Raw genomic sequence first — 22361 nt, forward strand, 5'->3', positions numbered from 1 at the left:
GTCATGCGTAAACTTATCGAAATGGCAAATGCGCTCGTCAAAGCTAATCGCAAGTGGACCCCGAAAACCGCTTGATCAACACGGATACTTCCGTCACCGAGTGAATTCTCACACCGGGATGATGCGTCCGTTCGCGGTCAGCGCGCAGGCTGCCGCATCATGCCAAGTCCAAGAGCGGTTCCTGTGTGCCTATCTCAAAGGCGTCCCCGGGCAAATCGTCTGGCGATCAGGCGTGACCCGGCATCATCGGGGACCGCGTCCCGGGTCGGGACCTCGGTGAACCAGCACCATTGGGCGCGGCCAAGTCTCCTTCGGTTTCGGGTTTATCTACGAGTGTGCCTCTGGAAGTGGGGCCGATGCTGCCGTGAGTGCCGTAGCGTCGGCGTCGTCCTGTTTTCGTCCAAGGAGGAGCTAATGCGCGCAAATCTCGGTCCGCTTGTCACGCAACAAATGTCTTCACGGTAGAAAAGCCTATCGTGCCGAGCAGGATTCCCCCCCCCGGCACAAACTGACAAGATCTATCTTTTTACAACAGGTTATTCTGCTCCGTGAGTGTGGCAATCCCATGCCGGACGAAACACTTGGCACGAGCCCGATGGCATAGATTTGCAATGGCTTGATGCCACAACCTCACGATCATCTAAATATCTGACAAGAAAAAAATCATCGAAGCGCCTTTGGGCCGCCAAAGCCCGTCACATCAAGAACGATGTTAAGGAACAATGGCTTGATGGAGGTTCTGCGCAGCTTCGTGCCAACACGCTCGGTGCCGATCCCAAGCCGGATATCCATGCCGATTTGTTCGGTAAAAAGCGGGTCTTCGATGCCATTTCACATGAAAAAACGCCGCATTCACAAGGTCGTCATTGTTTGATCGCGTTTTCAATGTGTTAAGAGGCTTTCACGTCATCCCGAGGGCTTCCTTGTAAAGCTGCAGCACAGCCTCTTCCTCGGCGACCGCGTCGCTGTCCTTCTTGCGCAGGCTGATGATCGTGCGCAGCGCCTTCTGGTCGTAGCCGCGCGCCTTGCTTTCGGCGTAGACCTCCTTGACCTGGTCGGCGATGTCCTTCTTCTCGGCTTCCAGCCGCTCGATCCGTTCGACGAACTGGCGCAATTCGTCGGATGCGACGTTGTAATTCTGGTCGGACGTCATGTCGTTCATGGGAGCCTCCGCTTTGCACGAGAGGCACGCTTAGCGGCGCATGCAGGCCTGTGCAAGCGGCAACCCGTGCGCCGCTTGCGCGGGCGGCGGCTTTGGCTTAGGCGGCATGCGTGTGTCGCGCCGGAGACGAGGAGTAAACCGCGATGGAAAGTCTGATCTGGATCGGGACCGCGCTGTCGATCGCAGGCCTCGCGGGCCTGTTGTGGTGCATCGCACGGGTCTGGCGCGCGCGTCGCAGCAACCTGTCGGATCAGGATCTGCGCGACGCCGTGCGCCGGGTGGTGCCATGGAACATGGGTGCGCTGCTGTTGTCGGCGTTCGGGCTGATCATGGTGATCACGGGGATCATGCTGGGCTAGGGCCGTGGCATGATCCGCCGGTACCGGCCGGATGCGCCGGTCAGTCCTGCCTTCAAACGGGCATGTTGTCGAATTCGGCCTCGATGGCCTCGCTCAGCAGGATCTGGTGCAGGCGCTTGACGGGGGCGGGCACGGCCACGTCCTCTGCGCGCATGCGTTCGATCGCGTGGCGAAGATCCGGTTCGTGCTTGTAGCGCGTGTCCGGATCCGCCTGGTCGATCAGAGATTGAAGATGGTCGATCTCGGTGTGCAAGTCCATCATGGTCGTCCTCCCCTCGGTGCAGTCTCAATAATAGCAGGATTCGCCTTCCGCGGGTATCAGTAACAGCGTTCGGCGACGAAAAAGTGACGCCGCTCAGGATGTCTGCGCGGCGCACACGCGGCACATCGGCGTTTCGGGCAGCACCTCGAGCCGCTCCTCGGAGATCGGTTCGCCGCAGACCGTGCAGGTCCCGTAAGAACCGTCGCGGATCCTGGCCAGCGCGGCGCGGATGCGGGCGACTTCGAGCTCGCTGTTGTGGCCGAGAGATTCCAGCACCTCGTCGCCCTCGCGCTCCACGGCGCTTTCCTCCCAGTCGGACGAACGGGGCGTGTCGAGCTCGGCCTCGATGGCGTGCATCCGGTCATCGAGCGTCCGAAGACGGTGCATCAGTGCCGCGTGATATTGTGACGTGTCCAGCATGCGATCCCCTCCGCGCTTTTCCAGACGTTGCCATGCGGGAGGGGCGGTGGCCTTGATCCACGTCAATCAGGGGCTGAGGAATGCGTATCAGAGATCGTCCGCGGCCTGCGCGACCGGATCGCTGTCGGGCGGGGCTGTCTGCGCCTTTGGCCCGGCCGCGTCGCGCGGCGCCTTGGCCGGTGATTCGGGGCCGCGCAGGGCAGGGCGGTCGGAGGTGCCCTGCGGCGCGGGCTCGGCGAGGTCGGGCAAGGGGGCCGAGGGGGCCGAGACGAGCCGCAACGCGCGCCAGCCATTGACCTGGCCGAGCCGCGCCTCGGCCACGAGGTGGCCGCCGGCACCCAGGAGCCGCGTCGCGCTCAGCGCCTCGCGGTCGAGGGGCAGGGTCTGGCCGGGCTCGAACGCACAGGCGTCGCGCAGCGGCAGGGTGATGCGCGCCAGCACCGCGTCGAGCACGACCGGCGCCCCCAGCACGATATCGCCCATTTCGGCGCCTTTGCCGGTCTTGGGGTCCGCCGCCGCGTTCCGTTTCGGCGGCGCGGCGCGGACCGGCAGCAGAAGGTCGAGGCACCCGGTCTTTGCGCCGCTGGCGAGATCGACGGTCACGCGGAAATGGTCGTAATTGTCCGCCTCGAGCGTCAGCGCGAGGCCGCGCAGATCCTCGACCCGGTCGCCGAAGCAGAAGCCGCGCGGCTGGTAGTCGGCGATCTCGGCGCCCATTTCGCTGTCGATACCGTCCATCAGCGCATCCACCAGCGGCGCCGTCATCGCCGCGTCGGTGCGCGTGGCGGGGCGCGGCTGGGCGGCGCCCTTGCGCACCCGGCCGGTCGTCTGCACCTCGATCAGTGCCGCCATCATCTGCTGGTCGAGGCAGAGCGCCCCGCGCGCGCCGTCGCTGCCGTCGAGCAACACGATCAGCCCGTCCTCGTGCAGCACCTCGGCGATATCCGCGAGGCCCACGCGGCGCTGTTCCACGGTCGCCACCGTCAGCGCGAGGTCGAAAAGCGCGTCGGCGGCGCGCGCCAGCGACAGCCGCAGCGCCTTGGCCTGCGACATCGCCCGTGATTCGCACCCGTCCCGGGCCGGTCGGGCCTTTCGATGAATGACCTTCTCGTGGTCTTGCGATGACATCACGCCCGCCGCCTAGTTCCTGGAATCCTTGCCGCACCCTAGGCCGGTTCCGGTTACCATTTCCTTTAGATCAGCCGGGCGCGTCGACGCTTTCCGCCTCTTCAGGCGACGCGGCCTCTTCCTTTGCCTTCGGTGCGGCGGGCGGGCCGCTGAGTGGCAGGCTGACCCGGAAGGCCGCGCCGGTCTGCCCGGGGAGGTAGCTGACCGAGCCGCCCAGACGCTCCATGATCTCGCGGCATATCGCCAGGCCGAGACCCGCGCCGGCAGCCGAGCTTTGCCCAAGCCGCGAGAATTTCTCGAAGATCACCGCCTGCTTGTCGGGCGGGATGCCCGAGCCGTTATCGGTGAAATCGACCACCACGACGTCGTCGTGCAGGCTGGTGCGGATGGTCATCACCGGCGGGGTGCCGTCGCAATACTTGCGCGCATTGGCGATCAGGTTGATGAAGACTTGGGCCAGCCGGTCGAGATCGGAGGTCAGCGTGACCGCCTCGGACGCGCGGTCGCGGTCGACCTGCAGCGTGCTGTCCTTGACGCCCGCCGCGCGCTCGGCGCGGTCGAGCACATCGACGAGCTGACCGGTCTGGACGTTGATCTCGACCTGGCCGTTCTCCAGCACGCTGAGATCCAGCAGATCGTCGAGCAGGCGGGTCAGGCGCACCGTCTCGTCATGGATGATCGAGGCGTATTTTCCCTGTTCCTCGGGCGTCAGGTCGCCGGTGTCGCGCAAGATCTCGGAAAACGCCCGGATCGAGGTCATCGGGGTGCGCAATTCGTGGCTGATCTGCGACAGGAACGCGTCCTTCTGCACCGAAAGCTGGGTCAGTTTCTCGTTGGCCTGCCGCAACTGCCGGGCGGTGCGGGCCAGTTCCTGGCTTTGCGCCTCGAGGCGGGTGGAATATTCCATGATCTGCGCGGTCTCGTCGGCGACCGCCATCAGGTCCTCGACCGAGACGGTGGCGCCGCCGACGATCTGGCCGATCATCGCATGCGCCGTGGCCGCCCCCACGGATCCCGACAGCACGCGTTCAAGCTCCTGCAGGAAATCCGGACTGGGCTCGGGCAAGTAGCCCGCCACGCCCTGCCGCCTTGCGGCGTCGGCAAACAGCGTCTGTGCCTCGTGCGCGCCCATGATGCGTTGCGACATGACCAGAAGATCCTCGCTCTGGGCCATGTTGCCGGTCCAGCCGCCGGGGGTGCCGGAATGTTCGAACACGTTGACGAATTGCGCACCCTGCAATCGCTCCAGCGGTTTCGGGAAGCTGAGCAGCGAGCCGAGGATGAAACACCCGGTATTGAGCAGCATCGACCACATTACCGCGTGGATCACCGGATCCAGCCGCTCGGTGCCGAAAAGCGCGTAGGGCCGCAGCCAGCCGATCCCCCAGAGGCCGTGCTCGAAGACCGCCTGCGGCAGCACCGCCGAGGGCCCGAAGCTGGGCAGGAAGAGGCAGTAGAGCCACACCAGCGCCCCCGCGCCGAGGCCCGCCAGCGCGCCGCTGCGCGTGGCGCCGCGCCAGAAGAGGCCACCCATCAGCGCCGGCAGGAACTGCGCCACGCCGACGAAGGCGATCAGGCCGATCGCCGCCAGCGCCGTGCCGCCGCCCGAGAGGTGAAAGTAGAGATAGCCGAGGAAGACCACGCCAGCGATGCTGAGGCGCCGGGCGGTGATCGCCACCTTGCGCACATCGCCCGACATCATCGCGGCATTGCCTGAATAGCGCAGCCAGATCGGCATCACCACATGGTTCGACACCATCGTCGACAGCGCGATCGACGCCACGATCACCATCGAGGTGGCGCTGGAGAACCCGCCGAGGAACGAGAGGATCGCCAGTCCGTCTCGCCCGTCCATCAGCGGCAGGGTCAGCACGAAAAGATCCGGGTTGGCGCCCTCGGGCATCATCTGAAGGCCGACGGCGGCGATCGGGATGACAAACAGGCTCATCAGCATCAGGTAGGCGGGAAACGCCCAGGACGCCGTGCGCAGATGTTCCTCGTCCTCGTTCTCGACCACCATGACCTGGAACATCCGCGGCAGGCAGATGAAGGCTGCCGCCGACAGCAGCGTCAGCCCCACCCAGCGCGATCCGGGCACGTCGAAGCGCGAGATCCCCGACGCCTCGATCCGGTCGAGCATGTCGCCCATGCCGCCGGCCAGCCCCCAGACCACGAACACCCCGACCGCCAGCAGCGCGAACAGCTTGACCACCGCCTCCATCGCGATGGCCATGACGACGCCGTGATGGCGTTCGTTGGCGTCGAGGTTGCGGGTGCCGAAAAGCACGGTGAACACCGTCAGCCCCACCGCCACCCACAGCGCGGTGGATTGCATGTCCGACAGGTGGATCGCTTCGGGGTCGGTCTCGGCGAAGGCGGCGAAGGACAGCGTGACCGATTGCAGTTGCAGCGCGATATAGGGCGTCGTGCCGATCACCGCGAGCACGGTGACGAACACCGCGAGCAGGTTGGACTTGCCGTAGCGCGACGAGATCAGGTCGGCGATCGAGGTGATGCGCTGGGTGCGGCCGACCACCACCAGCCGGCGCAGCGTCCACCACCAGCCGATCATCACCAGCGTGGGGCCGAGATAGATGGTCACGAATTCCAGCCCCGACCGCGCGGCAAAGCCGACCGCGCCGTAGAATGTCCAGGCCGTGCAGTAGATCGACAGCGACAGCGTGTAGACGATAGGCGAGCGCAGCCAGCCGACCCGCCCGCGCGCCGCGGCGCGATCCGCGCCGAAGGCCACCGCGAACAGCAGCGCCACGTAGCAGATGCAGACCAGCACGAGGACGTTGAGCGTGGACATTCACCCGTCCCCGTGGTTGGGGTTGCCCTTGTCGGGTTCGCGCGCGCGCAGGTGCCGCGAGACCAGCGCCGACAGCCCCACGAGCACGATCCAGAGCGCGAAGATGTAGATCATCACCATCGCGGTGCCGGGATCGCCGTCCGGGCCCTGCCACAGCAGCGGCAGGATCATCAGCACCCCCGCCGCGATCGGCAGCATGCGGGCGGCGTCGGCCAGGCGGCGCTGCCGGTAGGTGCGCCGCGCCAGGAAGACAGGGCCGCGCTCGGGGCTCATGCCCCGACCAGCGCGCGCACCGCGGCCAGCACGTCGGCGTTCGAGAACGGCTTGGTCATGTACTGGTCGGCGCCGGCGCGTTCGGCGGTCTCACGGTCCTTGACCTGCCCGCGCGCGGTCAACATCAGCACCGGGGTCTTTGCGAAATCGGCATCGGCGCGGATTTCTTCGAGGATGTCGTAGCCGCTTTTTCCGGGCAGCATCACGTCGAGGATGATCAGGTCGGGACGCCGTGCGCGCACCGTGTCCATCGCGTCATGCCCGTTGGAGTGGGTTTTCACCTCCCAGCCGTCGCGCGACAGGATGAAGCTGACCGCCTCGATGATGTTGGGTTCGTCCTCGATCAGCAGAACCTTCTTTCCCGTGGTCGCCTCGGTCGTCTCTCCGGTGGTGTCCATGCGATCGGCCTCCCCTTTCCGATGCGTGCGCAGCCCCGCGCGCAGCCTGTACTATCGAGGCTGTGCGGGTCCCTGTCAAAAGCCCTCTGCTATGATCGACGGCTCGCGCCGCGCGGCGCAGTCGCGCAGCGGGCAGATCCGGCAACTGACGCCGAGCTCCAGCACCTCGCCGGGATCGCCCGGGATGTCGGGCAGCAGCAGCATGTGCATCCGGGTCAGCGCCGGCCGGCCGAAGCCCGCGGGCCCCGCCGCCCCGGCCACCGCCATCGCCAGCACCGGCGCGTCGCCGCGCCCGGCCTGCCGCACCCGCATGCGCAGCGGCACGTTGGGCTGCGCCATCACCTGGTAGAGCGGCCAGAGCGCGCAGGCCCCGGCCAGCCGCGGCATGTCGAAACCGGCGATTGGCTTGCGGAAGACGAGGCTTCCCGAGGCGTCACAGATCGCCAGCCCCACCGGGCCGACGCTGTCCGGCGGCAGCGTGGCCAGCCGCCGGAACACCCGCGGCAGATCGGTGCCCGACGCCTCTGCCAAGCGGTCCGGGCGCAGGCCGTGATCGTCGATGCGCGCCAGAAGCCCGCGCAGCGGCAGCGCCTGCGCATCGTCGAGATAGCGCAGCAGCATCTCGCGCGTCAGGCTGCGCGCGGGCGCCGACAGGGCCTGTCCCTGCGTGCCCTGCAACAGCCGGTCGACATCGCGTGGGCTCGCAAGGGCGCGCTCCAGTTCGGCCACGTGAAAGTCGCGCGCGGCGAGGAACGCGTGCATCTCGTCCTGCGGCGACTGCACCTCGGCCTCGCGATTGGCGGCACCTTCCAGATAGCGCACCAGCACTTGCGCGCCCTCGGTCAGCCTTGTGCTGTCCTCGTTGATATTGCGGTGGAAGCGGGCCTGCCATTCGGGCTCCAGCGCCTCGGTGTCGACGAGGATCGACGAGGTGGCGCGGATGGATGTCACCGCCGAGATCACCTCGTGCAGCGAATCCGCGAGGAACGGGTCGTGCGACAGCCGGTCGGTGAGGGTCTCGACCGTGCGTTCCAGCGTCTGGTTGCGCTCGTGCAGCGCGCCGAGCACCCGCGCCCAGCCGGGAAACCGTTCCGCGAACTCCTCTGTGTGGTCGAGATCGGCGTCGTGGCGCCCGGAGTCGGCGGCGGCTTCCTGAAGGGTTGCGACAAGCGCGGCATCGGCGCCTTCCGACAGCAGAGCCGGCTCGACCTCGAGCGCCTCGGCGAGTTTCAGCAGGGTCTTGCCGCCGATCTTGCGGCGGTTATGCTCGATCAGATTGAGGTAGGATGCCGAAATGCCCGCATGCCGTGCAAGTGCGGATTGCCGGATGCCGGTCTGCAGGCGCCGGTCGCGTATGCGTGTCCCGATCGTGAACTGGTCGGCCAACGGATTATCCTGTCGTGATTTGCACTTGCCGCGCTGCCTTGATAATTCTTTTACAGTCCGCCCGGCATTGATGTCCATTAATTTACAAAAGAATTCTTGCCGGCCGGGGCGGCGGTTGCGCAGCTTTGTGACACAAGCCCATAATTTATCGACACAATCGTGTCTTGGGTCGCGCTTGAGGAGGTGCGACCCTCGATTATCCGTAAAGGATTGTCCGTAAAGGGAGGATAGAATGACCAGATCGAACCTGACCCGTCGGGGTCTCATCCGTACCAGCACCATTGCCGGCGCCGGTCTCGCGATGCCGACCATCTTTACCGCCTCGAGCGCCGCGGCCTTCACCAACGAGCCGACCGGCAGCACCGTGACCCTCGGCTTCAACGTGCCGCAATCGGGCCCCTATGCCGACGAGGGCGCCGACGAGCTGCGTGCCTACGAGCTGGCCGTCGAGCATCTCAACGGCGGCGGCGACGGCGGCATGATGAACACCTTCAGTTCCAAGGCACTGGAGGGCAACGGCATCCTCGGCAAGAAGATCGAGTACGTCACCGGCGACACCCAGACCAAGTCGGACGCGGCGCGCGCCTCGGCCCGCTCGATGATCGAGAAGGACGGTGCGATCATGATCACCGGCGGGTCGTCGTCGGGCGTCGCCGTCGCGGTGCAGGACCTGTGCCAGTCGGCGGGCGTGATCTTCATGGCTGGCCTGACGCATTCCAACGACACGACCGGCAAGGACCGCAAGGCCAACGGCTTTCGCCACTTCTTCAACTCTTACATGTCGGGCGCGGCGCTGGCGCCGGTGCTGGCCGATGCCTACGGCACCGACCGCAAGGCGTATCACCTGACCGCAGACTACAACTGGGGCTACACCACCGAAGAGGCGATCCGTTCCTCGACCGAGGCAATGGGCTGGGAAACCGTCAACGCCGTCAAGACGCCGCTGACGCAGACCGATTTCTCGTCCTACATCGCGCCGGTGATGCAGTCGGGCGCCGACGTGCTGGTGCTGAACCACTATGGCGGCAACATGGTCAACTCGCTGACGAACGCGGTGCAGTTCGGCCTGCGCGACGCCACCGCCAACGGCAAGGATTTCGAGATCGTCGTGCCGCTTTATTCGCGCCTGATGGCGCGCGGCGCCGGCGAGAACGTCAAGGGCATCTTCGGCTCGACCAACTGGCACTGGTCGCTGCAGGACGATGCGTCCAAGGCGTTCGTGCGGTCCTTCGGCGAGAAATACGGCTTTCCGCCCAGCCAGGCGGCGCATACCTGCTACGTGCAGACGCTTCTTTACGCGGATGCGGTGGCGCGCGCCGGCAGCTTCCAGCCCTGCGCCGTGGTCGAGGCCCTCGAGGATTTCGAGTTCGACGGGCTGGGCAACGGGCCGACGCTCTACCGCGCCGAGGATCACCAGTGCTTCAAGGACGTGCTGGTGGTGCGCGGCAAGCAGAACCCCGAGTCGGAGTTCGACCTGCTGGAGATCGTCGAGGTCACCCCGACCGAGCAGGTCACCTACGAGCCCGATCACCCGCAATTCGCGGGCGGGTCGCTGGGGTCGTGCAACAACGGCGCCTGACGGCACATCGACTTCCGGTCGCGCGCCCTGCGGCGCGCGGCCGATCCGCCTGACGGCACGTATTCAGCCACAGACCACCGTCTTCTCTAACCCATGGGTGGGATAATGGACGCGATCATCCTCCAGATACTCAACGGCCTCGACAAGGGCTCTGCCTATGCGCTGATCGCGCTGGGCCTGACGCTGATCTTCGGCACGCTCGGGGTCGTCAATTTCGCCCATGGCGCGCTGTTCATGATCGGCGCGTTCTGCGCGGTCACGCTGTCCCGGCTGCTCAACCTCGGATTCGAGACGATCGACCCGAACAGGACCGATTTCCTAGGCAACCCGGCAACGGTCAAGACCACCTATGTCGAGCACTGGCTGGGCCCGGAACTGGGGGGCACGATCCTCGACTGGGGGGTACCGCTGGCGATCCTGTTCGCGATCCCGATCATGGTGCTCATCGGCTTCGTCATGGAGCGCGGGCTGATCAAGCATTTCTACCATCGCCCGCATGCCGACCAGATCCTGGTGACCTTCGGGCTGGCCATCGTGCTGCAGGAGATCGTCAAGCATTTCTACGGCGCCAACCCGATCCAGACACCGGCGCCCGAAGCCTTCCGCGGCTCGTTCGATTTCGGCACGCTGATCGGCTTCGATCCGGGTCAGATCATCTATCCCTATTGGCGGCTGGTGTATTTCGGCTTTGCCGCGGTGATCATCGCCGGGGTCTTCGCCTTCCTGCGCTTCACCACCTTCGGGATGGTGGTGCGCGCGGGCATGGCCGACCGCGAGACCGTGCAGCTTCTGGGCATCAACATCGACAAGCGCTTCACCATCATGTTCGGCCTTGCCGCCGCGGTGGCCGGGGTGGCGGGGGTGATGTACGCCCCGATCAACCCGCCGAGCTACCATATGGGGATGGATTTCCTGGTGCTCAGCTTCGTCGTCGTGGTCGTCGGCGGCATGGGCAGCCTGCCCGGCGCGGTGCTGGCGGGCTTCCTGCTGGGCATCCTTGAATCCTTCGCGTCGATGGGCGCGGTGATCGAGGTTCTCCCCGGCATCAACCAGATCATCATCTATCTGGTCGCCATCATCATTCTGTTGACGCGTCCGCGCGGCCTGATGGGCCGCAAGGGCGTGATGGAGGAGTGACCATGCTTGGTCTGGGAAAAAGAGACTTCGCCCTGCTGGTGATCGTCGCGTTGCTGACGATCCTGGCCCCGTTCCTGCTGAACCCGTTTCCGGTGAATTCCGCCATGGCGCAGTTCAACGCGGGCTATCCGGACCTGATGCAGCGTTTCGTAATCTTCGGGATCTTCGCCATCGGCTACAACATCCTGTTCGGGCTGACCGGCTATCTCAGCTTCGGTCACGCGGCCTTCCTCGGGGTGGGCAGCTACGCGGCGGTGTGGATGTTCAAGCTGTTCAGCATGAACGTGATCCCGGCGATTGCGCTGGCGGTGGTCACCTCGGGGCTGTTCGCGCTGCTGATCGGCTACGTGTCGCTGCGCCGATCGGGGATCTATTTCGCGATCCTGACGCTCGCCTTCGCGCAGATGTCCTACGCGCTGGCCTATTCGGTGCTGACGCCGATCACCGGCGGCGAGACCGGGCTGCAACTGGCGCTGAGCGATCCGCGCCTCCTCGATTTCGCGGTGACCGAAAGCGGCAACATCCCACGGCCGGGCCTCTTCGGGCTGAAGATGAACGCGAGCACCGAACTGGCGTTCGGCGACTGGGTATTCACCTTCTCGATCGGCTACTATTTCTGCGCGATCATCATGCTGCTGGCCTTCTACATGGCGATCCGCCTGTTCCGGTCGCCCTTCGGGATGATGCTGCGCGCGATCAAGTCCAACAACACCCGGATGACCTATACCGGCGTGCACGCGCGGCCCTACGCGCTTGCGGCCTTCGTGATCTCGGGGATGTATGCCGGGCTGGCCGGCGGGCTGATGGCGTCGATGGATCCGCTGGCGGGGGCCGAGCGGATGTTCTGGACGGCGTCGGGCGAGGTGGTGCTGATGACCATCCTCGGCGGCGTCGGCACGCTGATCGGCCCGGTGCTGGGCGCCGGCGCGATCAAGTACATGGAAAACATCGTCTCGAAGATCAACGAGGAGATCCTGCACAGCTGGTTCGCCTTCATGCCCGACGGGCTGGAGAACCTGCTGGTCACGCTGATCTATCCGTTCGTGGGCAAGGGCTGGCACCTGACGCTGGGACTGGTCTTCATGCTGGTGGTGATCTTCCTGCCCGGCGGGCTGGTCGAGGGCGGGCAGCGGCTTGGCCGTCTCTTCCGGGGCCGGAAGGCCCGCGAGGCCGCGAAATCCAAGCAATCCAACCCGGCCGAATAAGGAGCGCGCGTCATGGGCATTCTGGAAGTCAAGAACGTGGGCAAGCGCTTCGGCGGGTTGCAGGCGCTCTCGGACATCAATCTCGACATCGCCGAAAACTCGGTGCATGCGATCATCGGGCCGAACGGCGCGGGCAAGTCCACGCTGCTCAACTGCCTGATCGGCAAGCTGATTCCCGATACCGGGTCGGTGATGTTCGAGGGCCAGTCGGTGCTGGGGCGCAAACCCTACGAAATCAACCAGATGGGCATCTCCCGCGTGTTCCAGACGCCAGAGATCTTCGGCGACCTGACGGTGCTGGAGAACATGATGATCCCGATCTTCGCCAAGCGCGACGGGATCTTCCGCATGCACGCCTTCGAGCATGCCGACAACGAGACCGGGATCCTGAAACAGGCCGAGGAGTTGCTCGAAAGCCTCGGGCTGGCCGACGATCGGCACCAGCACGCGGCCTGGATGTCGCGCGGCAACAAGCGGCGGCTGGAGATCGGCATGTGCCTGGCGCAAGAGCCGCGGCTGGTGCTGCTCGACGAGCCGACGGCGGGCATGGCGCGCGCCGACACCAACGCCACCATCGACCTGCTGAAGCAGATCAAGGAGGAGCGCGACATCACCATCGTGATCATCGAGCATGACATGCACGTGGTCTTCAGCCTCGCCGACCGGATCACCGTGCTGGCCCAGGGCAGCCCGCTGGTCGAGGACACGCCCGAAAAGATCAAGGGGCACCCGAAGGTGCGCGAAGCGTATCTCGGCGAAGCCGCCTGACAGGAGAGCCTATCATGAACGTCAAATCCGATTTTTCCAGGGGCCGCAACTATGCCGAGACCGCGCCGGCTTTCCTGTCGGTGTGGAACCTCGAAAGCTATTACGGCGAAAGCTACATCGTCCAGAATATCAGCTTCAACGTCCACGAGGGCGAGATCCTGGCGCTTCTGGGCCGCAACGGGGCGGGCAAGACAACCGTGCTGCGCTCGATCGCGCGGATGGATGTCCCGCAGGTGCATCATGGCGAGATCTGGCTGGATCATCAGCCGCTCCACAAGATGCGCAGCCATGAGGCCGCCATGGCGGGGATCGGCTTGGTGCCCGAGGACCGGCGCATCATTCCCGGCCTGACGGTAGAGGAGAACCTGCAACTGGCGCAGATCGCCCCGCCCGTGGGCTGGTCGTTCGACCGGCTCTACGATCTTTTCCCGCGCCTTGCCGAGCGTCGCAAGCAGGAGGGCACGACCCTGTCGGGCGGCGAGCAGCAGATGCTGGCCGTGGCCCGCGCGCTGGCCCGCGACATCAGGGTGCTGCTGCTCGACGAGCCCTACGAGGGGCTGGCGCCGGTGATCGTCGACGAGATCGAGAAGACCCTGCGCATCATCAAGGAACAGGGAATCACCACCATACTGGTGGAACAGAACGCGGTGCGCGCGCTGGAACTGGCGGACCGGGCGGTGATCCTCGACACGGGTGGCATCGTGTTCGACGGCACCGCCGCCGAGGTGCTGGAAAACGAGGAACTGCGCTCGGAATACCTGGCGATCTGAGAGCGTCGCGGCGCGTCGGCAATCGCCCGCCGGACCCCTTTGATCTTGCGGCGCGGCGGGCCCATCTTGGCGGTGTCAAATCATCGATCAGGAGGCGCCCATGATCCGCAATATCTTAATCGCCAGTCTCGCCGGGATCACTCTTGCGGGGTGCGGCACACTGCCCCAAGACAACCGCGAACTGACGGGCGCCGCGATCGGTGCCGGGGCCGGTCTTGTCGGGGCGGCGGTCTTTGACGCCAATCCCGGCTGGACGGTGATCTCGAGCCTCGCCGGGGCCGCCGCGGGCACGCTGGTGGCACGAAACACCCGGACCGGGGAATGCGCGTATGCCAATGGCGACGGCACCTATCGCACGGTGCCCTGCTGAACAGCAGGCCCCGGTCACGACCGGTGATAGGGGCTGCCCGCAAGGATCGACGCCGCGCGGTAAAGCTGTTCGACCAGCATCACCCGCGCCAGCATGTGCGGCCAGACCATCTTGCCCAAGGACAGCGTGAAATCCGTGCGCGCCCGCAGTTCTGGGTCAATGCCGTCGGCCCCGCCGATCAGGAAGGCCGCGTCACCGCGCCCCCCGTCGCGCCAGTCACCAAGATGTCGTGAAAATTCGGGCGAGGTCAGAAGCGCGCCGCGCTCGTCCAGAGCGACCAGTAACGCGCCCTTGGGGATCGTGCGGTCCAGCAGCGCCGCCTCGGCGCTTATGCCGCCACACTTCCTGTCCTCGACCTCGTGCAGCTTCAGCGGGCCAAGCCCCAAGGCGCGCCCGGTTCTGTCGAACCGCGTGGCGTAATCGTCGAACAACGCGCGTTCCGGCCCGGCGCGCAACCGGCCCACGGCGCTGACATGGATCCGCATTCGGGACCGCGATCAGACCTGCGACGCGGCGGTCTGCCCGGCGGGCATCCACATCTTCTCGAGCTGGTAGAACTCGCGCACCTCGGGGCGGAAGACGTGAACGATCACGTCGCCCGTGTCGATCAGCACCCAGTCGCCGGCGGTCTTTCCCTCGGTCTTGGCGAGGATGCCGTGATCCTGCTTAAGCCGATCCACCAGCTTTTCCGATATCGCGGAGACCTGCCGCGATGAGCGGCCAGAGCATATCACCATGTAATCGCCCATCACGGTCTTGCCGCGCATGTCGATCTGCACGACCTCTTCGGCCTTGTCATCGGAAAGGGAAGTGAGGATTGCCGCAAGTTGCGCTTCGCTGTCTGCGGTCAAAACGGGCACCGTCGAATGTGCCCCGTGATCAGCGGCCCCGGCCGCATAAGTCGTAAGAGACAGGACATAGTCCTCCTTGATTGCGCACCGCAACGCCCCGATGCTGGACATGTCATCAAGGTAGCAAGGGACCGATGACATTTCAATGACACCTTGCGGCAACGGACCGCAAGCGGTGTCGAAACCCGATGCGCGGATCAACCTAGTTTGTCCAGCCAGAGGGGTGGACAACGATCATTTCGCCATAAATCTTCCGACAAACTCGGGACGGTTCCTGATGATCTGGCGACCGGTGCACAAAGTCTGCCGGCCGAAGGCCAAGGGACGCAATGCCCCTCCCGGCCCGGCGCCGCGGCCGCGCTCACTTGTCGCGGAATTGCGCCTCGCGTTTCTCGGCGAAGGCGGCCATGCCCTCTTTCTGGTCCTCTGTCGCGAAGAGCGAATGAAAGACGCGCCGTTCGAAGAGAAGTCCCTCGCGCAGCGTGGTCTCGTAAGAGCGGTTGACGGTCTCCTTGGCAGCCATGACCGTGATCTGCGACTTTTCGGCGATCTTCTGGGCCGCGGCCATCGCCTCTTCCATCAGTTTCTTGGCCGGGACCACGCGGCTGACCAGCCCCGATCGCTCGGCCTCTTCGGCATCCATGAAGCGGCCCGTCAGGTTCATGTCCATCGCCTTGGACTTGCCGACATAGCGCGTCAGGCGCTGTGTGCCGCCGAGGCCCGCGATGACCCCGAGATTGATCTCTGGCTGGCCGAATTTCGCGGTATCCGAGCAGATGATGAAATCGCACATCATCGCCAACTCGCAGCCTCCGCCCAGGGCGTAGCCCGAAACGGCCGCGATGATCGGCTTGCGCACGCGCATGATCGCATCGGTATCGCCGGTGAACAGATCCTCGATGAAGACGTCTACGAAGCCCTTGCCGCTCATCATCTTGATGTCGGCGCCGGCCGCGAACGCCTTGTCCGAGCCGGTCAGCACGATGCAGCGGACCTTCTCGTTCTCCTGCGCCTCGCCGAGGGCGCGGGCAAGCTCGGACATGAGCTGGTCGTTGAGCGCGTTGAGGGCATCGGGACGGTTCAGCTTGATGAGTGCCACGTGGTCTTCTACTTCGACGATGATCGTCTCATAGGCCATGAAACCAGCTTTCATTTGTTTCCAACAGATCGAGTCCTTACCACTGTTGGGCCTGCGATCAACCTATCTTTGACAGCGCGGGCAGTAGAAGCTGGAGCGTCCCGCCTGTACGACCCGCGCGATCACGCCGGTGCAGCCCTCGGTACGGCACGGCTCGGCCTCGCGCCCGTAGACGTCGAAGGTATGCTGGAAATAGCCCAACTCGCCGCTCGCATGACGAAAATCGCGCAGGGACGAGCCGCCGGCGGCGATCGCGTCGTCCAGCACCGCGCGGATGATCGGCACGAGACCGCCCGCGCGTTTGGCGGAAATGTTGCGGGCGCGGCGGCGCGGCGAAATCCGCGCGCGAAAGAGCGTCTCGCAGACGTAGATATTGCCCAGCCCCGCCACGATCCGCTGATCAAGCAGCGCGGCCTTGATCGGGCTGGCCCGGCCGTTGAGGGCCGCCGCGAGGTAGGGCGCGTGAAAGCCGTTGCCCAGGGGTTCGGGCCCCAGTTTCGCCAGCAGCGGATGCGCCTCGGCCGCGGCGGACGGCACGAGGTCCATGGCGCCGAAGCGCCGCGGGTCGTTGAAGGTGATCCGCACGCCGTTCGCCATCTCCAGCACGACGTGGTCGTGTTTTTCGGGCGCGGGATGCGCGTGGACGAAGCGCCCGACGCCCTGGCCGGACACCAGCATGCGCCCCGACATGCCCAGATGGATCAACAACGTCTCGCCCGATCCGAGATCGGCGAGGATGTATTTCGACCGCCGCCGCAGCATCAGCACCCGCTGTCCGGTCAGACGCGCCGCCATGTCGGGTGGAAACGGCCAGCGCAGATCGGGGCGGTTGACGAGGGCCCGCGCGATCACGGCGCCCTCCATAACCGGTGCAAGGCCGCGGCGGACTGTCTCGACCTCGGGCAATTCGGGCATTTCGGACCTGCCTCATGTTCACGGGCGCATTGTAACCGCCCCGGCCCGTCCTATAAGAAATGTGGCAGGAAAAGGCGACAAGACACATGAGCGAGACATCCACCCATTTCGGGTTCGACGAGATTCCCGAATCGGAAAAGGCCGGCCGTGTGCGCGGGATCTTCGGCAGCGTCGCGGCCAGATACGACGTGATGAACGATGCCATGAGCCTCGGCATTCACCGTATCTGGAAGGATGCGATGATGGACTGGCTCGCCCCGCGCGCGGGGCAGCGCCTGCTGGACGTGGCCGGGGGCACCGGCGATATCGCGTTCAGGTTCCTCGACCGCGCGGGGCAGGGGCATGCCACGGTGCTCGACATCACCGAGCCGATGCTGATCGAGGGCCGCAAGCGCGCCGAGGCCGGGGCGATGGCCGACAGTCTCGACTGGGTGGTGGGCGACGCGATGGCGCTGCCCTTCGCCGATAACAGTTTCGACGCCTACACGATCAGCTTTGGCATCCGCAACATGACCCGCCCGCAAGAGGCGCTCGACGAGGCGTATCGCGTGCTGCGGCCCGGCGGGCGCCTGATGGTGCTGGAATTCAGCCAGATCCCCAACGAGATGCTGCAGACGGTCTACGATCTTTACAGTTTTCACATCATTCCGCGGCTCGGACAGGCGATCGCAAACGATCGCGACAGCTACCAGTATCTGGTCGAATCGATCCGTCGGTTTCCCGACCAGGAGGCGTTTCTGGACATGGTCCGCGCCGCCGGGTTCGGCAACGCCAGGTACCGCAACCTCAGCCTCGGAATCGCCTGCCTGCATTCCGGATGGAAACTCTGAGACATGCGCGGACCCCACAACATCGTGCGGCTCGTGCGCACCGGTGCGACGCTGGAGCGCACCGGGGCGATGGCGCTGATCATGGATGCCTTCGAGGCGCCGCCGCTGGTGCGGGCGACGATGCGGTTCCTAGCCTGGCCGTTCCAGTGGCTCGGTGACAAGGGCGATCCCGCAAGTCCGGCGGCGCCGCGCGCGCTGACGGCCCTCGGACCCGCCTATATCAAGTTCGGTCAGATCCTGAGCACCCGCCCCGATCTCGTGGGTGAAGAGCTTGCCGGTCAGTTGCGGGTCCTGCAGGACAAGCTGCCGCCGTTTCCCAACGACGTGGCCAAGCAAAGCATCGCCGACGAGCTCGGGCGGCCCGTGGACGGCATGTTCGACGACTTCAGCCCGCCGGTCGCGGCAGCCTCGATCGCGCAGGTGCACAAGGCGCGGCTGCGCGAGACCGGCGAGGCGGTAGCCGTGAAGGTGCTGCGCCCTGGGATCGAGCGGGCGTTTCGCCGCGACATCGACGCCTTCTATTTCGCCGCGCGGATGATCGAATTGCTGGCCCCCGGTGCACGCCGCCTGCGCCCCACCGATGTGATCGCGCATTTCGAGGGCGTCGTGCTGGGCGAGCTCGACCTGCGGCTCGAGGCGGCCTCGGCGTCGGAATTCGCAGCGAACACCGCCGAGGATCCGGGCTTTCAGTTGCCGACGGTGCACTGGACGCTGTCGGCGCGCAGGGTGATGACCATGGGCTGGGCGGACGGCGTGTCGATGGGCGACAACGCGGCCATCGATGCGGCCGGTCATGATCGCGCCGTGCTTGCCGAGCGGGTGTTGCAGCTTTTTCTCAACCATGCCCTGCGCGACGGGTATTTTCACGGCGACATGCATCAGGGCAACCTTAAGGTCGCGCCGAACGGCAACATCATCGCCTATGATTTCGGGATCATGGGCCATATCGACGAGTACACGCGTCGGGTCTATGCCGAGATTCTCTACGGCTTCATCAAGCGCGATTACCGCCGCGTCGCCGAGGTTCATTTCGAGGCCGGCTACGTGCCGGCCGACCGCGACATGGATGCCTTCGCGCGGGCCTTGCGGGCCGTGGGAGAGCCGATTTTCGGCATGGATGCCAGCCGCATCTCGATGGGCAACCTGCTGAGCTATCTCTTCGAGGTGACCGAACGCTTCGGGATGGAGACGCGCACCGAACTGATCCTGCTGCAACGGACGATGGTCGTGGTGGAGGGCGTCGCGCGCAGCCTCGATCCGCGGATGAACATCTGGCAGGTCGCGCGCCCGGTGGTCGAGGATTACATCAAGAAGACCATAGGGCCGCGGGCGGCGTTGCGCGATCTCGGTCGCACCGCGGCCATTCTCTCGCGCTACGGGCCGCGGCTGCCGCAGCTGGTCGAGGCGGCGCTGATCCGGCAAGCCAGCCCGCCCGAGCCAGATTCCGGCATGCCATGGCAGGTCCGGCTTGGCTACGCCGCGACCGGGGCGCTTCTGGGCGCGGGTAGCGTCATGGCGGTGCTAGCGCTCTCGTGACCTATGGTGTCGGTCGCGGCTGGCGCAGGCTGATGACCTCGGCCGCCGACAGGCTCCGACCATTGGCGAGCACGATTTCGGTTTCGCCTCCATTGAGCCGTGCCTCGGTGATGCGGCTGGTCACGCTCACCGGGGTCTGTGCGAGGATTTCGCCCTTGGCAGTCGACTGCACGGCGATATTGTAGGTCCCGTGGGGCAGTGCCGTGCCGTCTTGGTCGCGCCCGGTCCAGTCCAGCCGGCCGCTGTTCGGCGCGATATCCTGGCGCTGCATGACGCGCCCCTCGGCGTCGGTGACCACCAGTTGCGCGGCATCCGCCGAGGCGTCGACCTTGGTGGTCAGCGTGACCGGCTCGCCGGAGAAGGCAACGGGCACGCGCGCTTCGGCCTCCAGCCCGATCCAGCCCGAGAGTTGCCCCATCCCCAGCGTGTCGATCCGCGTGCCCAGACCGGACAGCAGATCGTTGGTGCGCACCTGTTGTTCGACCGTCGAGAATGTCGCCAGTTGCACTGCGAAATCGGCCGATTCCACGGGGTTGAGCGGATCCTGGTTGCGCATCTGCGTGGTCAGCATCTTGAGAAACGTCTCGAAATCGGAACTGAGCGCGGGGCCGCTCTGAGCGGCCTTTCCCGTGGCCGGGGCGGCAGCGCGTGCTGCCGCTTCGCTGCCGGGTTTCGTCTGGATGGGTGATGTGAGGTCCATGATGTTCCCTGTTGTTAAAGGCGAATATCGAGCCGGTCGGAAGGCAGTACCAGCGGCGCGGCCGGCCGAGGGGTATCCTGCGCACTGTGCGGGCCGTTATCGGCCCCGTCCATCGCGCCCGCGGGGTCCGCGGTCGGCGCACCACCATCATCGCGGTCGAAGGTGAACTGCGCCGATTCGTAGCCGATATCGAGAAATTCCTGCGCCAGCGTATCGATGTTGCGCCGCAAGAGTTCCAACGTCTCGGCGCGGTCCGCCTGCACATTGACGATCATCCCGGTCTCGGACTGGTTGAAGGTCAAACGCACGCGGCCAAGCTCCTGCGGGGTCAGCGTGAGCTCTATTCCCGGCTTGACCCCCGGTCCGCCCTTCTGGATCGCGGCTGCGATCTGCATCGCGGCGCTCTGCGCCATCTCGGCTCGGGCCGGGGGGGCGAGGCTGGTGACGGTCGCGCCATTCGCGCTGGCGCCGCGGTGTTCGAGGCCGAAGATCCCGTCGGATTCGCGCCGTCTCTCGATGGCGTCACCGGTGCTGCCGTCGCCATGCAGGGCGGAGATGATGGTGTCTGGCATCGTTTCGGCCGCGCGGCCCGGCATCAGAGGCGGCGGCGCGGTGTTGGCGGGTCCGGATGCCGGGATCGGCGCGGCAAGGCGCGCGTCATCCTGCCCGCGGATCGGGCGCGCATCTGTGCCCGAGGCGTCCCTGCGACCCGTCTGCGCGACCGCGCCTTCCGGCACGAACCAGGGCGGCGCGGTCTGGCCGGCGCCGGCTGAGCGCTCCGCACCGGGTGCAGACGGCACGGGCGGTTGCGCCGCGTTTGCCGCGGGCGGGCGGTCCGGTCCGGCGACGGGTCTTTCGTCAGCGGCAAGCGGGATCTGGGATCCCGCGATGTCCCCGGCCTGACGCGCCGCGCCGGGCGCGATCTGCTCAATCGCGTGATTCGTGGTCTTTCTGTCAAGCGACCGGCCTGATGTCTCCGCCTCCGTCGATGTGGCCCGGTCGGTCACCGGAATCGCGGCGCCCGGATCGGTTGCGTCCAGCCCGTTCCCGGCCTGTGCCCGCGTTGATACCTGCTCCGGCAAACGACCAGGCGCGGCATTGCCGGCCTCTGCAGGCTTCACGGCGGTTTCCGGGTCGTACGGCAGCGTCGCCCGCTCGTCGAAACTCATGTCTTCGGCGGGTTTTGCATCCTCGCCTTCGGACGTCTCCGGGCCTGTCCTGCCCGTGGCCTGATCGGTCTGCGCGGGGGCCCGGGCGCCTGCCTCCGACGCGCCCGATCGCGAGGGCGAGCCATGAAAGACCGCACCGAACGGTGTCGCATCGGGGTCGGATTTCCCGGCACCCGGGCTCCGCGCATGGTTGGCGGCGTCCGGCCGTGGAGCCGTCGTCGTCTTCTCGGCCAATGGGCTGAAGGGCTGCATGTGATCGCTCCGGTCTCGCTTCTGCGTGCCTGCATCATGGCAGCAACCGGTTACTGATTCTTTACCGCTTTGCTGTCTCATGCGGCTCACTTCCATCAATTCGAGGTAATCCCGTGACAGAAATTTTACCAACGCGCCCGCTCGCCGGCCCTCAGCCGACGGCCCAGGCAAAACCCGAACTGCGCGCCGTCGCCGAGAAGCTCGAAGCGAGCTTTCTGGCCGAAATGCTCAAATCCGCCGGTGTCGGCGAGCAGGAGAACAGCTTCAGCGGCAGCCCCGGCGAATCGCAATTCGCCTCCTTCCATCGCGAGGCGCTTGCCCGCGAAATGGTCGCGCAAGGCGGCGTAGGTCTTGCCGACACCTTCCACGCAGCATTGAAGGAAAAGATCGATGACAGATGACACCGAAGACCGCATCATCGCGCGCCTCGACACGCTTCTCGACGAGGAACGCGCCGCCCTGCTCGACGGGGATCTGGGCCGCATCGGCGCCGGGGTCGACGAAAAGGAACGCCTGATCGACGCGCTCAACGCAGTCCAGGACCGCCAGAACGATCTGGCGGCGCTGCAGGCCAAGGTCGTGCGCAACCAGGGCCTGCTCGACGGGGCATTACAGGGGATCCGCTCGGTCGCGGCGCGCATGGCCAGCTATCGCCAGATCCGCCGATCGATGGAAACCTACGACAGCCGCGGGCGCAAGCACACCATTCCGGGCGAGGTGGCGCGCACGGTCCAGAAACGGGCATGACAGTTTGAATAGAATGCGACGGAAATCGCCGAAGCGGCTTAGCCTCGCATTAGGATTTGGCAGCGCATGGTGTCCGGGCATCCAGAGACGGGTGGCGCGATCGAGGCCCCGGCGGCCGTGATCGCATCGGTCAGAATGACGCTTTTACCGTCTTCCATTCGGGGGCGACACCTACCAACGGCGTAAAGCGCCAA

26 protein-coding genes are annotated in these 22361 nt (G+C 65.7%); 12 read left to right on the forward strand and 14 right to left on the reverse strand.

Annotation, left to right across the window (positions count from 1 at the left end):
• The first annotated feature begins 552 nt into the window (after window positions 1-552).
• Entirely contained in the window at window positions 553-894 is a 342-nt protein-coding gene (locus V8324_RS10655; protein ID WP_336419917.1) for a hypothetical protein, read from the forward strand.
• A 7-nt stretch (window positions 895-901) separates the two neighbouring features.
• Here V8324_RS10655 and V8324_RS10660 read toward each other — a convergent pair whose 3' ends face one another.
• Complete coding sequence (locus V8324_RS10660; RefSeq protein WP_336419918.1) at window positions 902-1162, reverse strand: DUF2312 domain-containing protein; 261 nt, start codon at window positions 1160-1162, stop codon at window positions 902-904.
• 143 nt (window positions 1163-1305) lie between these two features.
• Here V8324_RS10660 and V8324_RS10665 point away from each other — a divergent pair, with 143 nt between their 5' ends.
• On the forward strand, window positions 1306-1521 hold the full coding sequence (locus V8324_RS10665) for a hypothetical protein (protein WP_336419919.1): 216 nt from the start codon (window positions 1306-1308) through the stop codon (window positions 1519-1521).
• A 52-nt stretch (window positions 1522-1573) separates the two neighbouring features.
• Here the strand turns inward: V8324_RS10665 and V8324_RS10670 are convergent, their stop codons facing one another.
• The 7 genes from V8324_RS10670 to V8324_RS10700 all read right to left on the reverse strand — a co-directional run bounded on the left by V8324_RS10670 (window position 1574) and on the right by V8324_RS10700 (window position 8200).
• Window positions 1574-1783: a hypothetical protein gene (locus V8324_RS10670; RefSeq protein WP_336419920.1), complete on the reverse strand. Its 210-nt coding sequence runs from the start codon at window positions 1781-1783 to the stop codon at window positions 1574-1576.
• Between the two features lie 93 nt (window positions 1784-1876).
• Window positions 1877-2203: a TraR/DksA family transcriptional regulator gene (locus V8324_RS10675; RefSeq protein WP_336419921.1), complete on the reverse strand. Its 327-nt coding sequence runs from the start codon at window positions 2201-2203 to the stop codon at window positions 1877-1879.
• 87 nt (window positions 2204-2290) lie between these two features.
• Complete coding sequence (locus V8324_RS10680) at window positions 2291-3256, reverse strand: FliM/FliN family flagellar motor C-terminal domain-containing protein (protein ID WP_336419922.1); 966 nt, start codon at window positions 3254-3256, stop codon at window positions 2291-2293.
• A 145-nt stretch (window positions 3257-3401) separates the two neighbouring features.
• Window positions 3402-6143: a sensor histidine kinase gene (locus V8324_RS10685; protein ID WP_336419923.1), complete on the reverse strand. Its 2742-nt coding sequence runs from the start codon at window positions 6141-6143 to the stop codon at window positions 3402-3404.
• Complete coding sequence (locus V8324_RS10690; RefSeq protein WP_336419924.1) at window positions 6144-6416, reverse strand: hypothetical protein; 273 nt, start codon at window positions 6414-6416, stop codon at window positions 6144-6146.
• Window positions 6413-6814, reverse strand: coding sequence for a response regulator transcription factor (locus tag V8324_RS10695; RefSeq protein ID WP_336419925.1), 402 nt, complete (start codon window positions 6812-6814; stop codon window positions 6413-6415). Before V8324_RS10695 ends, V8324_RS10690 begins: the two co-directional genes overlap by 4 nt.
• A 75-nt stretch (window positions 6815-6889) precedes the next feature.
• Window positions 6890-8200, reverse strand: coding sequence for a helix-turn-helix domain-containing protein (locus V8324_RS10700; protein ID WP_336419926.1), 1311 nt, complete (start codon window positions 8198-8200; stop codon window positions 6890-6892).
• A 232-nt stretch (window positions 8201-8432) separates the two neighbouring features.
• Between V8324_RS10700 and V8324_RS10705 the strand changes: the two genes are divergently transcribed.
• The 6 genes from V8324_RS10705 to V8324_RS10730 all read left to right on the forward strand — a co-directional run bounded on the left by V8324_RS10705 (window position 8433) and on the right by V8324_RS10730 (window position 14029).
• Complete coding sequence (locus V8324_RS10705) at window positions 8433-9779, forward strand: substrate-binding protein (RefSeq protein WP_336419927.1); 1347 nt, start codon at window positions 8433-8435, stop codon at window positions 9777-9779.
• Between the two features lie 105 nt (window positions 9780-9884).
• On the forward strand, window positions 9885-10916 hold the full coding sequence (locus V8324_RS10710) for a branched-chain amino acid ABC transporter permease (protein ID WP_336419928.1): 1032 nt from the start codon (window positions 9885-9887) through the stop codon (window positions 10914-10916).
• A 2-nt stretch (window positions 10917-10918) separates the two neighbouring features.
• Window positions 10919-12121 carry a branched-chain amino acid ABC transporter permease gene (locus tag V8324_RS10715; RefSeq protein ID WP_336419929.1) on the forward strand — a complete coding sequence of 401 codons (1203 nt, stop codon included), beginning with the start codon at window positions 10919-10921 and terminating at the stop codon, window positions 12119-12121.
• Window positions 12122-12133: 12 nt separating this feature from the next.
• The gene (locus V8324_RS10720) at window positions 12134-12889 is read left to right on the forward strand and encodes an ABC transporter ATP-binding protein (protein WP_336419930.1); all 756 of its coding nucleotides are present in this window, start codon (window positions 12134-12136) and stop codon (window positions 12887-12889) included.
• A gap of 14 nt (window positions 12890-12903) precedes the next feature.
• The gene (locus tag V8324_RS10725; protein WP_336419931.1) at window positions 12904-13659 is read left to right on the forward strand and encodes an ABC transporter ATP-binding protein; all 756 of its coding nucleotides are present in this window, start codon (window positions 12904-12906) and stop codon (window positions 13657-13659) included.
• A gap of 100 nt (window positions 13660-13759) precedes the next feature.
• Window positions 13760-14029, forward strand: coding sequence for a glucose-6-phosphate isomerase (locus tag V8324_RS10730; protein ID WP_336419932.1), 270 nt, complete (start codon window positions 13760-13762; stop codon window positions 14027-14029).
• Window positions 14030-14043: 14 nt separating this feature from the next.
• Here the strand turns inward: V8324_RS10730 and rlmH are convergent, their stop codons facing one another.
• From rlmH to mutM, 4 genes are all read right to left on the reverse strand, one after another.
• Window positions 14044-14514, reverse strand: coding sequence for a 23S rRNA (pseudouridine(1915)-N(3))-methyltransferase RlmH (gene rlmH, locus V8324_RS10735; RefSeq protein ID WP_336419933.1), 471 nt, complete (start codon window positions 14512-14514; stop codon window positions 14044-14046).
• Between the two features lie 12 nt (window positions 14515-14526).
• The gene (rsfS, locus tag V8324_RS10740; protein WP_336419934.1) at window positions 14527-14880 is read right to left on the reverse strand and encodes a ribosome silencing factor; all 354 of its coding nucleotides are present in this window, start codon (window positions 14878-14880) and stop codon (window positions 14527-14529) included.
• A gap of 361 nt (window positions 14881-15241) precedes the next feature.
• The gene (locus V8324_RS10745; protein ID WP_336419935.1) at window positions 15242-16018 is read right to left on the reverse strand and encodes an enoyl-CoA hydratase; all 777 of its coding nucleotides are present in this window, start codon (window positions 16016-16018) and stop codon (window positions 15242-15244) included.
• A gap of 63 nt (window positions 16019-16081) precedes the next feature.
• The gene (gene mutM / locus V8324_RS10750; protein ID WP_336419936.1) at window positions 16082-16933 is read right to left on the reverse strand and encodes a bifunctional DNA-formamidopyrimidine glycosylase/DNA-(apurinic or apyrimidinic site) lyase; all 852 of its coding nucleotides are present in this window, start codon (window positions 16931-16933) and stop codon (window positions 16082-16084) included.
• 86 nt (window positions 16934-17019) lie between these two features.
• Between mutM and ubiE the strand changes: the two genes are divergently transcribed.
• Both ubiE and ubiB read left to right on the forward strand, forming a co-directional pair.
• Entirely contained in the window at window positions 17020-17763 is a 744-nt protein-coding gene (gene ubiE / locus V8324_RS10755; RefSeq protein WP_336419937.1) for a bifunctional demethylmenaquinone methyltransferase/2-methoxy-6-polyprenyl-1,4-benzoquinol methylase UbiE, read from the forward strand.
• Between the two features lie 3 nt (window positions 17764-17766).
• Entirely contained in the window at window positions 17767-19299 is a 1533-nt protein-coding gene (gene ubiB, locus V8324_RS10760) for a 2-polyprenylphenol 6-hydroxylase (RefSeq protein WP_336419938.1), read from the forward strand.
• A 1-nt stretch (window position 19300) separates the two neighbouring features.
• Here the strand turns inward: ubiB and V8324_RS10765 are convergent, their stop codons facing one another.
• Window positions 19301-19999 (reverse strand): flagellar hook capping FlgD N-terminal domain-containing protein, encoded by a 699-nt coding sequence (locus V8324_RS10765; RefSeq protein ID WP_336419939.1) that lies wholly within the window; start codon window positions 19997-19999, stop codon window positions 19301-19303.
• Between the two features lie 14 nt (window positions 20000-20013).
• Complete coding sequence (gene fliK / locus V8324_RS10770) at window positions 20014-21420, reverse strand: flagellar hook-length control protein FliK (RefSeq protein WP_336419940.1); 1407 nt, start codon at window positions 21418-21420, stop codon at window positions 20014-20016.
• A 113-nt stretch (window positions 21421-21533) separates the two neighbouring features.
• Between fliK and V8324_RS10775 the strand changes: the two genes are divergently transcribed.
• Window positions 21534-21821: a rod-binding protein gene (locus V8324_RS10775; RefSeq protein WP_336419941.1), complete on the forward strand. Its 288-nt coding sequence runs from the start codon at window positions 21534-21536 to the stop codon at window positions 21819-21821.
• The gene (locus V8324_RS10780; protein WP_336419942.1) at window positions 21811-22167 is read left to right on the forward strand and encodes a flagellar protein FlgN; all 357 of its coding nucleotides are present in this window, start codon (window positions 21811-21813) and stop codon (window positions 22165-22167) included. The genes V8324_RS10775 and V8324_RS10780 overlap by 11 nt, the downstream gene beginning before the upstream one ends.
• The last annotated feature ends 194 nt before the right edge of the window (window positions 22168-22361 follow it).

The sequence above is a fragment of the Roseovarius sp. D22-M7 genome (assembly GCF_037083785.1).
Classification (GTDB): Bacteria; Pseudomonadota; Alphaproteobacteria; order Rhodobacterales; family Rhodobacteraceae; genus Roseovarius.